The organism is Nocardioides daeguensis (assembly GCF_019192965.1).
Classification (GTDB): Bacteria; Actinomycetota; Actinomycetes; order Propionibacteriales; family Nocardioidaceae; genus Nocardioides; species Nocardioides daeguensis.
Map to the genome: position 1 here is coordinate 151,859 of NZ_JAHTKU010000022.1, position 12,732 is coordinate 164,590.

General features: G+C 73.1%; 13 protein-coding genes. 5 read left to right on the top strand and 8 right to left on the bottom strand.

The features are described 5' to 3' along the window. Window positions 1-80: 80 nt before the first annotated feature. Both cimA and KU893_RS18805 read left to right on the top strand, forming a co-directional pair. Window positions 81-1,688, top strand: coding sequence for a citramalate synthase (gene cimA / locus KU893_RS18800; protein WP_218235914.1), 1,608 nt, complete (start codon window positions 81-83; stop codon window positions 1,686-1,688). Between the two features lie 52 nt (window positions 1,689-1,740). Then, on the top strand, window positions 1,741-2,562 hold the full coding sequence (locus tag KU893_RS18805) for an SMP-30/gluconolactonase/LRE family protein (RefSeq protein WP_218235915.1): 822 nt from the start codon (window positions 1,741-1,743) through the stop codon (window positions 2,560-2,562). Here the strand turns inward: KU893_RS18805 and KU893_RS18810 are convergent. Next, window positions 2,535-3,146 carry a TetR/AcrR family transcriptional regulator gene (locus KU893_RS18810; RefSeq protein ID WP_218235916.1) on the bottom strand — a complete coding sequence of 204 codons (612 nt, stop codon included), beginning with the start codon at window positions 3,144-3,146 and terminating at the stop codon, window positions 2,535-2,537. The genes KU893_RS18805 and KU893_RS18810 overlap by 28 nt on opposite strands. Before the next feature lie 146 nt (window positions 3,147-3,292). Between KU893_RS18810 and KU893_RS18815 the strand changes: the two genes are divergently transcribed. The 3 genes from KU893_RS18815 (at window position 3,293) to KU893_RS18825 (ending at window position 6,361) form a co-directional block, all read left to right on the top strand. Continuing rightward, on the top strand, window positions 3,293-3,850 hold the full coding sequence (locus KU893_RS18815; RefSeq protein ID WP_218235917.1) for an NADPH-dependent FMN reductase: 558 nt from the start codon (window positions 3,293-3,295) through the stop codon (window positions 3,848-3,850). 206 nt (window positions 3,851-4,056) lie between these two features. Further along, complete coding sequence (locus KU893_RS18820) at window positions 4,057-4,890, top strand: hypothetical protein (RefSeq protein WP_218235918.1); 834 nt, start codon at window positions 4,057-4,059, stop codon at window positions 4,888-4,890. A gap of 46 nt (window positions 4,891-4,936) precedes the next feature. Then, the gene (locus KU893_RS18825) at window positions 4,937-6,361 is read left to right on the top strand and encodes an amidase (protein WP_218235919.1); all 1,425 of its coding nucleotides are present in this window, start codon (window positions 4,937-4,939) and stop codon (window positions 6,359-6,361) included. Between the two features lie 3 nt (window positions 6,362-6,364). On the opposite strand, the gene bioD is transcribed toward KU893_RS18825, so the two are convergent. The 7 genes from bioD to KU893_RS18860 form a co-directional block, all read right to left on the bottom strand. Further along, window positions 6,365-7,075, bottom strand: a complete 711-nt coding sequence (gene bioD, locus KU893_RS18830) for a dethiobiotin synthase (protein WP_218235920.1) — start codon at window positions 7,073-7,075, stop codon at window positions 6,365-6,367. Further along, window positions 7,072-8,211, bottom strand: a complete 1,140-nt coding sequence (locus KU893_RS18835; protein ID WP_218235921.1) for an 8-amino-7-oxononanoate synthase — start codon at window positions 8,209-8,211, stop codon at window positions 7,072-7,074. The genes bioD and KU893_RS18835 overlap by 4 nt, the downstream gene beginning before the upstream one ends. After that, window positions 8,208-9,485, bottom strand: coding sequence for an adenosylmethionine--8-amino-7-oxononanoate transaminase (locus tag KU893_RS18840; RefSeq protein WP_218235922.1), 1,278 nt, complete (start codon window positions 9,483-9,485; stop codon window positions 8,208-8,210). Before KU893_RS18840 ends, KU893_RS18835 begins: the two co-directional genes overlap by 4 nt. Window positions 9,486-9,496: 11 nt before the next feature. Further along, on the bottom strand, window positions 9,497-10,684 hold the full coding sequence (bioB, locus tag KU893_RS18845) for a biotin synthase BioB (RefSeq protein ID WP_218235923.1): 1,188 nt from the start codon (window positions 10,682-10,684) through the stop codon (window positions 9,497-9,499). Between the two features lie 84 nt (window positions 10,685-10,768). Next, the gene (locus KU893_RS18850) at window positions 10,769-11,380 is read right to left on the bottom strand and encodes an energy-coupling factor transporter transmembrane component T (protein ID WP_218235924.1); all 612 of its coding nucleotides are present in this window, start codon (window positions 11,378-11,380) and stop codon (window positions 10,769-10,771) included. Next, window positions 11,377-12,078, bottom strand: coding sequence for an energy-coupling factor ABC transporter ATP-binding protein (locus KU893_RS18855; protein WP_257441552.1), 702 nt, complete (start codon window positions 12,076-12,078; stop codon window positions 11,377-11,379). Before KU893_RS18855 ends, KU893_RS18850 begins: the two co-directional genes overlap by 4 nt. After that, a complete protein-coding gene (locus KU893_RS18860) occupies window positions 12,075-12,668 on the bottom strand; it encodes a biotin transporter BioY (protein ID WP_218235925.1) in 594 nt (197 codons plus the stop codon). The genes KU893_RS18855 and KU893_RS18860 overlap by 4 nt, the downstream gene beginning before the upstream one ends. Window positions 12,669-12,732 lie beyond the last annotated feature (64 nt).

A 12,732-nucleotide genomic window follows, 5' to 3' on the forward strand; every position in this document is an offset into this window, starting at 1 on the left:
GACGCCCTGCCGGACGCGCCAGCCTCTCGTTCTCGGGAGGCTTTTGTTTTGCCCAGGTGACACCCAGCGAGAGATCTCCGATGACCCAGCAGCTCGACCTCCACGGCTCGTTCCACGTCTACGACACCACCCTGCGCGACGGCATGCAGCAGGAGGGGCTCAACCCCACGGTCGCCGACAAGCTCGCGATCGCGCGGCACCTGGACGGGCTCGGCGTCGGCTACATCGAGGGCGGCTGGCCGGGCGCGAACCCCAAGGACACCGAGTTCTTCCGGCGCGCGGCGCAGGAGCTGGACCTCCAGCACGCGCGGCTCGCGGCCTTCGGCTCGACCCGCCGCGCCGGCCTGCGCGCCGCCGACGACCCGCAGGTCGCCGCGTTGCGCGACAGCGGTGCCGGCGTGGTGACCCTGGTCGCCAAGTCGCACGTCGGTCACGTCGAGAAGGCGCTGCGGACGACCCTGGAGGAGAACCTCGCGATGGTCCGCGACACCGTCAGCCACCTGCGTGCCGAGGGGCAGCAGGTCTTCCTCGACGCCGAGCACTTCTTCGACGGCTACCGCCTCGACCGGTCCTACGCGCTCGAGGTGCTCCGCACGGCGTACGACGCGGGCGCGGAGGTGATCGCGCTGTGCGACACCAACGGCGGCATGCTGCCCGGCTGGGTCTCCGACGTCGTGCACGACGTCCTCGAGACCGCCCAGGTCCGCGTCGGCATCCACTGCCACAACGACACCGGCCTCGCGGTCGCCAACACGCTCGCGGCCGTCGACGCGGGGGCCACCCACATCCAGGGCTGCATCAACGGCTACGGCGAGCGCACCGGCAACGCCGACCTGATCAACGTCGTCGCCAACCTCGAGCTCAAGCTCGACAAGCAGGTGCTCCCGCCGGGCCTGCTCACCGAGGCCACCCGGATCGCGCACGCGGTCGCCGAGGTCACCAACGTGCCGCCCGCGGCCCGGCAGCCCTACGTCGGCGCCTCGGCCTTCGCCCACAAGGCCGGCCTGCACGCGAGCGCGATCAAGGTCGACCCCGACCTCTACCAGCACATGGACCCCGCCGCCGTCGGCAACGACATGCGGCTGCTCGTCTCCGACATGGCCGGCCGCGCCACCATCGAGCTGAAGGGCAAGGAGCTGGGCTTCGACCTCTCCGACAACCCCGAGCTGGTCACCCGCGTGACCAACCGGGTCAAGGAGCTCGAGCTGCGCGGCTACACGTTCGAGGCCGCGGACGCCTCCTTCGAGCTGCTCCTCGCCGAGGAGGCGGACGGTGTGCGGCCGTCGTACTTCGACGTCGAGAGCTGGCGCGTGATCACCGAGACCCTCACCCATGCCCAGCCGGGCGAGGAGGCGGTCTCCGAGGCGACGGTGAAGCTCAGGGCCGCCGGCGTGCGCTACGTCGTGACGGGGGAGGGCAACGGCCCGGTCAACGCGCTCGACCAGGCGCTGCGCTCGGCGATCGAGCAGGCCTACCCCGAGATCGCGAAGTTCGAGCTGATCGACTTCAAGGTCCGCATCCTCGACCAGGGCCACGGCACCGACGCCATCACCCGGGTGCTCATCGAGACCACCGACGGCGCGTCCTCGTGGGTGACCGTCGGCGTCGGCGCGAACGTCATCGAGGCCTCGTGGGAGGCGCTCGCCGACAGCCTCACCTACGGCCTGCTGCGCCAGCACCGGGACTGATCTCCCCGGCCCCGGGCCGATGAGTTCCGCCGCCCGCACGGGTCCACCCTGCATGGACATCCTCGTCAGCGGGCTCGGCCTGGTGGAGTCGCCGCGGTGGCACGACGGCCGGATCTGGTTCAGCGACTGGACCCACGGCCGGATCCTCGCCGTGGACGACCGCGACCGCGTCGAGGTGGTGGTCGAGCACACCTCGCTGCCGCTGTGCTTCGACTTCCTCCCCGACGGGCGGCTGGTCCTGGTCTCCAACCAGGCGCACGCGCTGCTGGTGCGGGAGCCCGACGGCACCCTGGCGACGTACGCCGACCTGGCCGGCCTCTCGTCGTACGGGCACAACGACATCGTCGTCGACGGCCGTGGCCGGGCGTACGTCAACAGCTGCGACTTCGACTTCGCGGCCGGACCTCCGAGCGGTCGGCAGGCGCCCGGCTTCGTCGCCCTCGTCCTGCCCGACGGCAGCTCGCTGGTCGTGGCCGACGACCTCGCGTTCCCCAACGGGATGGCCGTCACGGCCGACGGCCGGACCCTCGTCGTGGCTGACTCCTACCGCGGCGAGCTGGTGGGCTTCGCCATCGCCGAGGACGGCTCGCTGTCGGGGCGCCGGGTCTGGGCCGACCTCGGTGCCGCCAACCCCGACGGCATCTGCCTCGATGCCGAGGGCGCCGCCTGGTACGCCGACGTCCCGCACCAGCGCTGCGTCCGGGTGACCGAGGGCGGGCGGGTGCTGCGCACGGTCGAGCTGGATCGCGGTGCCTTCGCCTGCGCGGTCCACGGCGACCAGCTCTACGTCGTCGCCGCGCACTGGCCCGGCCCGGCGGCGCTCGCCACCTTCGCGGACTGGGACGGTCAGCTGCTGCGCGTCGGGCTCGGCTGAGCGACGACGCGCGCCACCAGGTCGTTCCAGCCCGCGATGACCCGCTCCTCGCTCATCCCGCCGGCGTCGATCTGCTGGCGCAGCACCGGCACGGCCAGCGGCGCGACCAGCGCGGTGGAGAGATAGCCGAGGTCGCCCTGCACGCTGAGCTGGGAGAGCAGCGTGCGCACGTGCAGCGAGACGAAGCCGAGCACGGCGTAGTTCTCGCCCCACGTGCTGCCAGCTGCCTCGATCAGCGCCGCCTGCTCGCGGTGGTGCCGCAGCCGGGAGGCTCCGAAGGCCACCAGCCGCTCCATCGGTGGCGCGCCGGGGCCCAGGGGAGGGGGACCGCTGATCACGCTCGCCTGCCACTCCTCCTCGCGGTGGTTGAGCAGAGCGGCCATCAGCCCCTCGCGGCTGCCGAACCTGCGGAACACGGTGCCCTTGCCCACGCCCGCGCGCGCGGCCACGGCCTCGGTGGTGAGGTCGCGGACGCCGCAGGCGCCGACCAGCTCGGCCGCCGCCTGCAGCAGTGCCTCGCGGTTGCGCGCGGCATCGCGGCGGATGACGGGTCCGTTCGCCAGGAGGGGCAGCTCGTTGGGCATGGTGCGACCACCCTAGGGCGAGCCTGGACGACAAAACTGGCGCTTGGACGAGGAAACTTCCTCGTCCAAGCGCCAGTTTCACCGGTCGGCCGGTGAAACTCCCGCGATCCGGGAATATAAGCGGACCGCGGTCCGTTTCGACCTCCATGACTGACACCCCGAACACCCGCGTCGCCGTCCTCGTCGGATCCCTCCGGGCCGGCTCCGTCAACCGCAAGCTCGCGGAGATCCTGCGCGACGAGGCGCCTGCCGGCGTCACGCTCGACATCGTGGAGGGACTCGACCAGGTCCCGTTCTACAACGAGGACCTCGACGGCGCGGACGCCCCGGCCGCCGCCGCCGCCCTGCGCGAGCGGGTCGCCTCGGCCGACCGCGTCCTCGCCGTCACCCCCGAGTACAACGGCACCATGCCCGCCGTCCTCAACAACGCCATCGACTGGATCTCGCGCCCGTACGGCGCCGGCGCCGTGGTCGGCAAGCCGTTCGGCGTCATCGGCGCCACGCCCACGCCGTACGGCGGCAAGTGGGCCCATGGCGACGCCGCCCGCTCCGCCGGCATCGCCGGTGCGATCGTGGTCGAGGACGTCATCGTCTCGCAGTCGGCCGTCGACGTCGACCCGGCCACCGACCCCGAGGTCCGGGCCAAGCTGCTCGCCGCGCTCAACACCCTGGTCGAGTTCGTCCCTGAGGTGAGCGCGGCCTGACTCGCCGCGTCCGAGCGCCCCGCCCGACCATCGATGCCGCACGCCTCAGGCGTGCGGCAGCGATGGTTCTGAAGGGCGCTCCCTAGCAGTAACAGCGTGTGACAACAAGAGTTGACCTTCTGGTGACCCTTTGACTGGATGGTCGTCGGCGGGATGTCTCGGATCCCGGCCGACCTCCCTCCATCCTCGCTCCCAGGAGAAGAACCATGGCGCTGCTCCCGTCCCGTCGTACCCGCACCCGGTTGGCCGCGCTCGCGGCCGCCGTCGTCGTCCCGGCCGCGACCCTGGTCCCGGCCGCCGAGGCCGCGGACCAGCCGCACCCGTTCGAGGTGTTCCGCGACTGCCCGGCTCAGCAGATGCTCGCCGAGGCGGACGACGCCTCCACCTCGTGCGTGACCGCGGTGGTCACCGGCGGCACCTTCGTGATCGGCAAGGGCACGGTCCCGGTGACGAAGGAGTCGGTGCTCTCCCTTGGGATCGCGAGCGTCGGCTCGGGGGACAAGACGTTCGGCACACCCGGCAAGGTGTTCACGTCCAGCCCGATGCAGGTCCCCGGCGGCCTGCTCGGCGTGCCCGGCCTCGAGCGCCTGCTGCCCGGTCTGACCGACGTGACCGCGACCGTCGAGCTCGCCACCACCGAGCTTCCGCAGGTCGACATCCTGGCCACGATCTACGGTGGCGAGGTGGTCGCGCTGCCGGTCAAGATCCGGCTCAAGAACGCGCTGCTCGGCGGCAACTGCTACATCGGCTCCAACGCCGACCCGATCGTGCTGCACCTGACGACCGAGAAGACCGGGACCTTCGAGTTCGTCCCCGTCGGCGAGACCGGCAGCCTGGTCCACGCCAAGGGCGGTGTCGTCGTCGACCGGTCGTTCGCGGTGCCCGCCGCAACCGGCTGCGGCGTCGGCGGGCTGCTCAACGGTGTCGTCAACGCCCGTCAGGGGCTGCCGTCGCCGGCCGGCAAGAACAGTGCGGTCCTCGACCAGGACGCCTACCTGGGCGGGCCGGCCTCGCAGGTCCTCGCCTTCCAGCAGGGCTGATCGCGGCCCACGCGTCGCCGGTGGGCTCGACGGATAGGGTCGGGTCGTGGCCGAACTCCACGACCTGACCGCCCTCGAGCAGGGGGCGCTGATCCGCGCCGGCGAGATCAGCCCCGTCGAGCTCACCGAGCACTACCTCGAGCGCGCCGAGCGGCTCCCGCAGGAGTACGTCGACGGCGCGTTCGTGTTCCGTGACCCCGACGCCGCGCGACGCCGGGCCCGGGAGGTCGCCGCGGTCGGGCCGGTCGGGGACGGCGCGTCCCCCCTGGCCGGCGTACCCACGGCGATCAAGGACCTCAACCTCACCCGCGGCGTCCCGACCGCGTTCGGCTCGCCGGCGTTCGCCGGCTACGTCCCCGACGTGTCCGACGGCGTCGCGCTGGCGATCGAGGACGCCGGGATGGTCAGCCTGGGCAAGACCAGCACGCCGGAGTTCGGCTCGCCCTGCTACACCGAGCCCGAGGGCCGCCCGCCGGCCGTCACGCCGTGGGACACCACCCGGATGGCGGGCGGGTCCTCGGGCGGCGCGGCCGCCGCCGTCGCGGCGGGACTGGTGCCGCTCGGCCAGGGCTCCGACGGCGGGGGCTCGATCCGGATCCCGGCGTCGTGCTGCGGCCTGGTCGGGCTCAAGCCGACCCGGGGCCGGATCAGCGGCTTCCCGATGTACGGCGACCCGGTCGGCCTGGCCGTCTCCGGTCCGATCGCCCGGACCGTCGCCGACGCGGCCGCCCTGCTCGACGTCCTCGCCGGCCGCCGTGCGGGTGACCCGACCTGGGCGCCCGACCCGGCCGCGACCTTCCTCTCCGCGGCGAGCCGCGATCCCGGCCGGCTGCGGATCGCCCGGTTCGACCGGCCGGTCATCGCCGACGTCGAGGTGCACCCCGAGGTCCAGCAGGCCTACGACGACGCGTCGCGCCTGCTCGCCTCGCTCGGCCACGTGATCGAGGACGTGCAGGTGCCGCTGCCGGCCGAGGCCGTCGCCGTCTTCGAGACCTGCTGGGCGGTGCTCACGGCGCTGTCCACCGTGCCGCTCGTCCCTGCCCAGCGAGAGCAGATCCGGCCGCTGACCCGGTGGCTCGGTGAACGCGGCGAGGCGGTGACGGGGCCCGAGTTCGGGCTGGCGATCGGCGCGATGCGCCGCTATGCGGCCGACGCGCTGGTCGCGCTGGCGCCGTACGACATCGTGCTCACCCCGACCCTCGCCACCCCGCCGCTCCCGGTCGGCGCGATCCGCGACGACGCCGACCCGGCCGCCGACTTCGAGGCGCAGAAGAGGTTCACGCCGTGGACCTCCGCCTGGAACGTCACGGGCATGCCCGCCATCTCGCTCCCGCTCCACCAGACCCCTGAGGGCCTGCCCGTCGGCGTCATGCTCGCGGCGCGTCCCGCCGAGGAGGAGCTGCTCATCTCCCTGGCCGCGCAGGTCGAGGCCGCCGCGCCGTGGAAGGACCGCCGACCGCCGCTGTGGTGAGGCTCAGGCGAACCAGGTCGGCACCCCGGCCTGGAACTCCGAAGGCGGCAGGGAGCCGGCGCCGTCGGGGATGACGGCGACGACGGGCACGCCGGTGAGCCGGGCGAGGTCGGTGCGGTTGCAGGTAGCGGCGACGCCGGGCTCGGCCGGCCAGGCGCCGATGACCAGACCGGCGGGCTCGACCTGGACGGCTCGCAGGGCGGTGGTGGTCAGCTCGGTGTGGTTGAGGGTGCCGAGGCCGGCACGGCACACGACGACGACCTCGACCGGGGAGCCGTCGGCGCGCATCAGCGCGAAGGTCAGGTCGCGCGCCAGGTCGAGGATCGTGCCGCCCTCGGTGTCGAGGCGGACCAGCAGGCCGCCGGCGCCCTCCACGACCACGAGGTCGTACGACGCCAGCTGCTCCCGGATCCGGGCGACGTGCTCGCGCACGGTCGGGATCGCCACCCCCTGCCGGCGGGCGGCGGTGTCGGGCGCGAGCGGCTCGTCGAGGGCGACCAGCTCGAGCACCTCGGCGCCGCTGAGGTGGCCGACGGTGGCGGTGTCGTGCGGGTCCGGATCGGATCCGCCGACCCCGGTCTGCACGGGTTTCACGACGAGCACCCGCTGACCGGCCGCGATCGCGCGCGCTGCGATCGCCGCTGTGGCGACGGTCTTGCCGACCCCGGTGTCGGTGCCGGTCACGACCACGACGCGGGTGCCGGGGCCGGTCACTGGTGCTCCTTGACGAGGTCGACCAGCACCGCCACGGCGCGCGCCCAGTCGTGCTCCGCGACGCCCGCGGTGACGGTGATCCGCAGCCGGGAGATGCCGTCGGGGACCGACGGCGGGCGGAAGCAGCCGACCCGGAGGCCGGCCTCCAGCGCCGCGGCCTGCGCGGCGACGGCGGCCTGCGGCGAGGACATCGGGACCGACAGCACGGCACCGGCGGGGGCTACGACGCCGAGCGTGTCGGCGAGCGCGGCGACCCGGGTCCGCACGGTCGCGCCCAGCTCCGGTCGCGCCCGGATCGCCCGCAGCGCGGCCAGCGCGCCGGCGGCCGGGGCCGGCGCCAGGCCGGTGTCGAAGATGAACGGGCGGGCCCGGTTGACGAGGTGCTCGCGCAGTGCGGGGGAGCCGAGCACGGCGCCGCCCTGCGCGCCGAGCGACTTGGACAGGGTCGCGGTCACGACGACGTGGGGGAGTCCGGCGAGCCCGAGTGTGGCGACCAGCCCGGGGCCGTGCACCCCGACGCCGTGCGCTTCGTCGACGACCAGCAGGGCGTCGTACTGCTCGCAGAGGGCGGCCAGCTCCACGAGCGGTGCCGCGTCGCCGAGCACGGAGTAGACCGACTCGACGAGCACCATCGCCCGCTCGCCGGCATCCGCGGCGGCGGCCAGGCCGGCGTGGACGGCGTCGACGTCGCTGTGCGGTACGACGCTCAGCCGGGCCCGCGACAGCCGCACCGCGTCGACCAGGGAGGCGTGGATGTGGGCGTCGGAGAGCACGCGCGTCGTGCGGTCCGCGAGCGCGGTCACGATCGCCAGGTTGGCGTGGTAGCCGGTCGAGAAGACCAGCGCGGCCGGCTGCTCGAGGTAGTCGGCGAGCTCGCGCTCGAGCTCTTCGTGCAGCGCGAAGCTCCCGGTGACCAGTCGCGAGGCGCTGGCGCCGGATCCCCACTCCAGGGCGGCGTCCGCGGCTGCCCGGCGGACCGCGGGGTCGCGCGCCAGGCCGAGGTAGTCGTTGCCGGCGAGGTCGATCGTCGTGTCCTCGGCCGGTCGCGGCCGCAGTCGTCGGGTCAGGCCGGCCGCCTCCCGCTTCTCGGCCTCCGCCGCGAGCCAGGTCTCCCAGGCGCTGGTGTCTTCGCTCATCCCGCCTTCACCGCCTCTGTGATGCCGCTGACGATCCGGTCGATCGCGTCCGGCCCGGCGACGTACGGCGGCATCGCGTACACCAGGTCCCGGAACGGCCGCAGCCACACGCCCGCGCCAAGCGCGGCCTCGGTCGCTGCGACGACGTCGACGGGGTGGTCGAGCTGGACGACCCCGACGGCGCCGATCGTGCGGACGTCCGCCACGCCCGGCAGGTCGCGCAACGGCTGCAGACCCGCGGTGAGCCGGTCGCCGATGCCACTCACCCGCGCCCTCCAGTCCGAGGCGAGCAGCAGGTCGATCGACGCGCTCGCGACCGCGCAGGCCAGCGGGTTGCCCATGAACGTGGGGCCGTGCATGACGACACCCGCCTCGCTGCCGGAGATCCCGCGGGCGACGGCGTCGGTCGTGAGCACCGCGGCAAGGGTGAGGTAGCCGCCGGTCAGCGCCTTGCCGAGGCACAGCACGTCGGGCGTGACGAGGTCGCTGGCGAACAGGTGGCCGGTCCGGCCGAAGCCGGTCGCGATCTCGTCGAACACCAGCAGCAGGCCGTGTTCGTCGGCGACCTCGCGCAGCACCCGCAGGCACGCCACGGGGTAGGGCCACATCCCGCCGGCACCCTGCAGCAACGGCTCGACGATGATGCCGGCGAGCTCGTGCCCGTGCCTCTCGGCGAGGTCCCGCACGGCGTCGGCCCACGCGGCGACCGCGTCCGGGCCGGCGTCGTACGCCGGCGGCCGGGGGGCGAACACCTGCTGCGGGAGCAGGCCGGCCCACAGCGCGTGCATCCCGCCCACGGGGTCGGTGACGCTCATGCAGTCGAAGGTGTCGCCGTGGTAGCCGCCGAGGACGGTGAGCATCCGGGTGCCCTCGGCGCGGCCGACACCGCGCTGGTACTGCAGCACCATCTTCATCGCGACCTCGACGCTCACCGAACCCGAGTCGGCGAGGAAGACCCGGTCCAGCGGCTCGGGGGTGATCTCGACGAGGCGCCGGCCCAGCTCCACCGCGGGCTCGTGGGTGAGGCCGCCGAACATCACGTGGCTGAACCGGCCGGCCTGCTCGGCGACGGCGGCGTCGAGCGCCGGGTGCCGGTAGCCGTGGATCGCCGACCACCACGACGACATCGCGTCGACGACCCAGCGGCCGTCGACCTCCAGCTCGCAGCCGCGGGCGGCCGTGACCAGCCGGACCGGCGTCGGCTCGGTCATCGAGGTGTACGGGTGCCAGAGGTGCTCGCGGTCGAAGGCGAGGGTTTCGACAGGCTCAACCATCGGAGGAGTCCTCAGGCGTTGGCGGCGACTTCGGTCCCTGCGCCGCGCGAGCGGATGACGGGCTTGTTGTCGGCGGCCACCGAGCAGCCGCCACAGCCGTCGCCGCAGCCGGTGCCGGCGGCGGACCCGCAGGGCGTGGTCGCGTGGACGCGGTGGGTGACGCCGGCCTCGTGCGCGGCGATCAGCTCGTCGAACGCGTCCTGGTCCAGGCCGAGGATCGAGAAGCCGTTGTCGCGCAGCAGGTGCAGGTCGCTCAGCGCGTCCTGGCCCTCGGAGGTGAGGTAGTCGCCGAGGAAGATCGAGTTCGCGACCTGCAGCGCCGTGGCCTGCAGTGTGCGCAGGTGCATCTCGCGGCCGCCGGCGATCCGGATCTCCTTGTCGGGGCACACGAAGCGCGCCATCGTCAGGATCTTCACGCACCGGATGGGGGAGAGCTCCCAGGTGTTCTGGTACGGCGTCCCGTCGAACGGCATCAGGAAGTTCACCGGGATCGAGTCGGTGTCCAGCGCCTTCAGCGCGAACAGTGCCTCGACCAGCTGCTCGTCGGTCTCGCCGAGACCCGCGATCAGCCCGGAGCACGGCGACAGGCCGGCGTCCTTCGCCTTGCCGATGGTGCCCACGCGGTCGTCGTAGGTGTGCGTCTGGACGATGTTGTCGTGGTGCGACTCGGCGGTGTTGATGTTGTGGTTGTAGGCGTCGACACCGGCCGCCTTGAGCCGGGCGGCCTGGCCGTCCTTGAGGAGGCCGAGGCAGGCGCAGACCTCGACGCCGTCGTACTCGTCCTTGAGGGCCTCGGTCATCTCCACGACCTTGTCGATGTCCCGCTCGGAGGGACCGCGGCCCGACGACACCATGCAGACCCGGGTCGCGCCGCCGCGCAGGCCGGCACCCGCCTGCTTGAGGGTCTCCTCCTTGGAGAGCCAGGAGTACTTGAGGATCGGCGCCTCCGAGCCCATCGCCTGCGAGCAGTAGTTGCAGTTCTCGGGGCACAGGCCGGACTTGAGGTTGACCAGGTAGTTGACCTTGACCGTGTTGCCGAAGTGCTCCCGGCGCAGCCGGCCGGCCGCTGCGACGATCGACATCAGGTCGCCGTCGGGCGCCTGAAGCACGGCCAGCGCCTCGGCCTCGGTGGCCGCGCCCCCACCGAGGATGCGGGTGGCCAGCTGGTCGAAGTTCAAGGCGGTCTTCGTCGTGGTCATCGTGCTCCTCGGGCAGGTCCTGGATGCGAACTGAACAGTGTTCAGGTCGCTCAGGATAGCCGGGATGCGGACCGGCGTCGAGACTCAGTCGTCGCCGAGACCGCGCGCGTGCAGCGCGTCTCCCGTCGCCCGGGCATGCGCGACGACCCGGATCACCAGGGGCGTGAGGTAGGCCCGGGGGTTGCGTTCGAGCCCCCGGGCGCGGGCGGCGTCGCGGGTCTCGCCTGCGATGGCGAGGGTGAGCGGGATGCCGCGGATCATCAGCGAGAAGGCGAGCGCCACCAGCTCCGGGTTGACGCCGAAGCGGCGCAAGGGGCCGAGCCAACGGGTGATGGCGTCGACCATCGCCTCGACCGAGGTGGTCGTCGTGAAGACGGTGGCCAGCAGCAGCAGCCCCACCAGGGCGCCGACGACCACGAAGGCGTGCTCGGCCCCCCGCTGCCAGGTCTGGTAGGCCGCCAGCAGGGTCATCGCCACCACGACGCCGCGCAGCGCGCGGGCCGCCCGGGCCAGGCGGACCCCCGCGACCACGCAGCACACCACCGCCAGCACGAGCAGGCCCGCGGTCATGGGCACACCGCGGAACGCCACGGCCACCACGCTCAGCACCAGCAGGCCCAGCAGCTTCGCGCCGACGGGCAGCCGGTGGAACACCGACGTTCCCGGCACGTAGTCGCCGAGCGGGCTGGCGGTCATCTTGCGCTCGCGCGGTAGTGGTCGACGACCTCGGCAGGGGCGCCGTCCGCGACCACCGCGCCGTCCTCGACCAGCAGCGCCCGGTCGCAGCGCAGCGCCAGGTCGAGGTCGTGGGTGGCCAGCACCAGCTGCTGGGGGAGGCCGAGCAGCAGGTCGCCGATCATCCGCGCGTTGCGCAGGTCGAGCAGCGTCGTCGGCTCGTCGGCGACGAGGATCGCCGGGTCGGTGGCAAGCACCCCGGCCAGGGCGAGCAGCTGGCGCTGGCCGCCGGAGAGGGTGTGCACGCTGCGGTCGGCCAGCTCGTCGAGCCCGTACGACGCCAGCACCTCGCGCGCGGCCGCAGTCCGCTCCTCGCGCCCGCGCACCTGGTGGCGCAGCGACAGTGCGACGTCCTCGACGACGGTCGGCATCACCAGCTGGGCGCTCGGGTCGGTGAAGACGAAGCCCACCCGGCGCCGTACCTCCCGGCCCTTCCGCTTCACGTCGAGCCCGTCGACGAGGACCCGGCCCGCGCTCGGCTCGACCAGGCCGTTGACCAGCCGGGCGAGGGTCGACTTGCCCGAGCCGTTGGGGCCGATCAGCGCGATCCGCCGCTCGGTGAGGTCGAGCGTGGTCTCTCGCAGGACGGTGACCTCGGGGGCCGGGCCGCCGGGCGTCGCGGCCCGGACGACCACCCGGTCGAGCTCGATGCGGGTCACGCCGCGGAGGTCGCCTCGACCTCGGCGGAGCTCGGGCGAGAGCCGATCAGGTCCGGGAAGGCGCGGTGGACGGCGGTCGCGACGAGCGCCATCACGACGTTCTTGGCGATGTCTCCGGGGAAGTAGGCGGCGTCGAAGCTGAACGCCTCCTTGAGGCTGAGGTCCGCGCGCCAGGCGAGGTTGAGCGGCCCGAGGGTGTGCACGACGAGGAAGCTGCTGAGCAGGCCGCAGGTGAACACGAACGCGAACTGGGTGGCGTTGGTGCGGTTGCGATGGACGAGGAAGCCGCACAGCGCGGCCGCGATCGGGAAGGCGACGAGGTAGCCCGCGGTGACGCCGCTGTAGTGCGAGATGCCGGACGCGCCGCCGGAGTAGATCGGCAGCACCAGGCCCGCGACCAGGTAGAGCGTCACGCACAGGAAGCCGCGCACCGGCCCCAGCACGGCGCCCGCGAGGAGCACGCCGAAGGTCTGCAGCGAGTACGGGACGCCGATGCCGGTCTTGATGTCGGGCAGGATGGCGCACACCGCGATGAGCGCGGCGAAGCCGGCGATCAGGGCGACGTCGGTGGTGGGGGTACGGCGGGTCATCGGGTCACTCTCGGTTCCGGGGAAGCGCGGCGGCGCCAGTTGAACGGTGTTCAGGTTAGGCTGG

Excerpts from the sequence above, each read along its gene's own strand:
- cimA (WP_218235914.1), top strand. The coding sequence starts at position 81 with ATGACCCAGCAGCTCGACCTCCACGGCTCGTTCCACGTCTACGACACC.
- KU893_RS18805 (WP_218235915.1), top strand. The coding sequence starts at position 1,741 with ATGGACATCCTCGTCAGCGGGCTCGGCCTGGTGGAGTCGCCGCGGTGG.
- KU893_RS18810 (WP_218235916.1), bottom strand. The coding sequence starts at position 3,146 with ATGCCCAACGAGCTGCCCCTCCTGGCGAACGGACCCGTCATCCGCCGC.
- KU893_RS18815 (WP_218235917.1), top strand. The coding sequence starts at position 3,293 with ATGACTGACACCCCGAACACCCGCGTCGCCGTCCTCGTCGGATCCCTC.
- KU893_RS18820 (WP_218235918.1), top strand. The coding sequence starts at position 4,057 with ATGGCGCTGCTCCCGTCCCGTCGTACCCGCACCCGGTTGGCCGCGCTC.
- KU893_RS18835 (WP_218235921.1), bottom strand. The coding sequence starts at position 8,211 with ATGAGCGAAGACACCAGCGCCTGGGAGACCTGGCTCGCGGCGGAGGCC.
- KU893_RS18840 (WP_218235922.1), bottom strand. The coding sequence starts at position 9,485 with ATGGTTGAGCCTGTCGAAACCCTCGCCTTCGACCGCGAGCACCTCTGG.
- bioB (WP_218235923.1), bottom strand. The coding sequence starts at position 10,684 with ATGACCACGACGAAGACCGCCTTGAACTTCGACCAGCTGGCCACCCGC.
- KU893_RS18850 (WP_218235924.1), bottom strand. The coding sequence starts at position 11,380 with ATGACCGCCAGCCCGCTCGGCGACTACGTGCCGGGAACGTCGGTGTTC.
- KU893_RS18860 (WP_218235925.1), bottom strand. The coding sequence starts at position 12,668 with ATGACCCGCCGTACCCCCACCACCGACGTCGCCCTGATCGCCGGCTTC.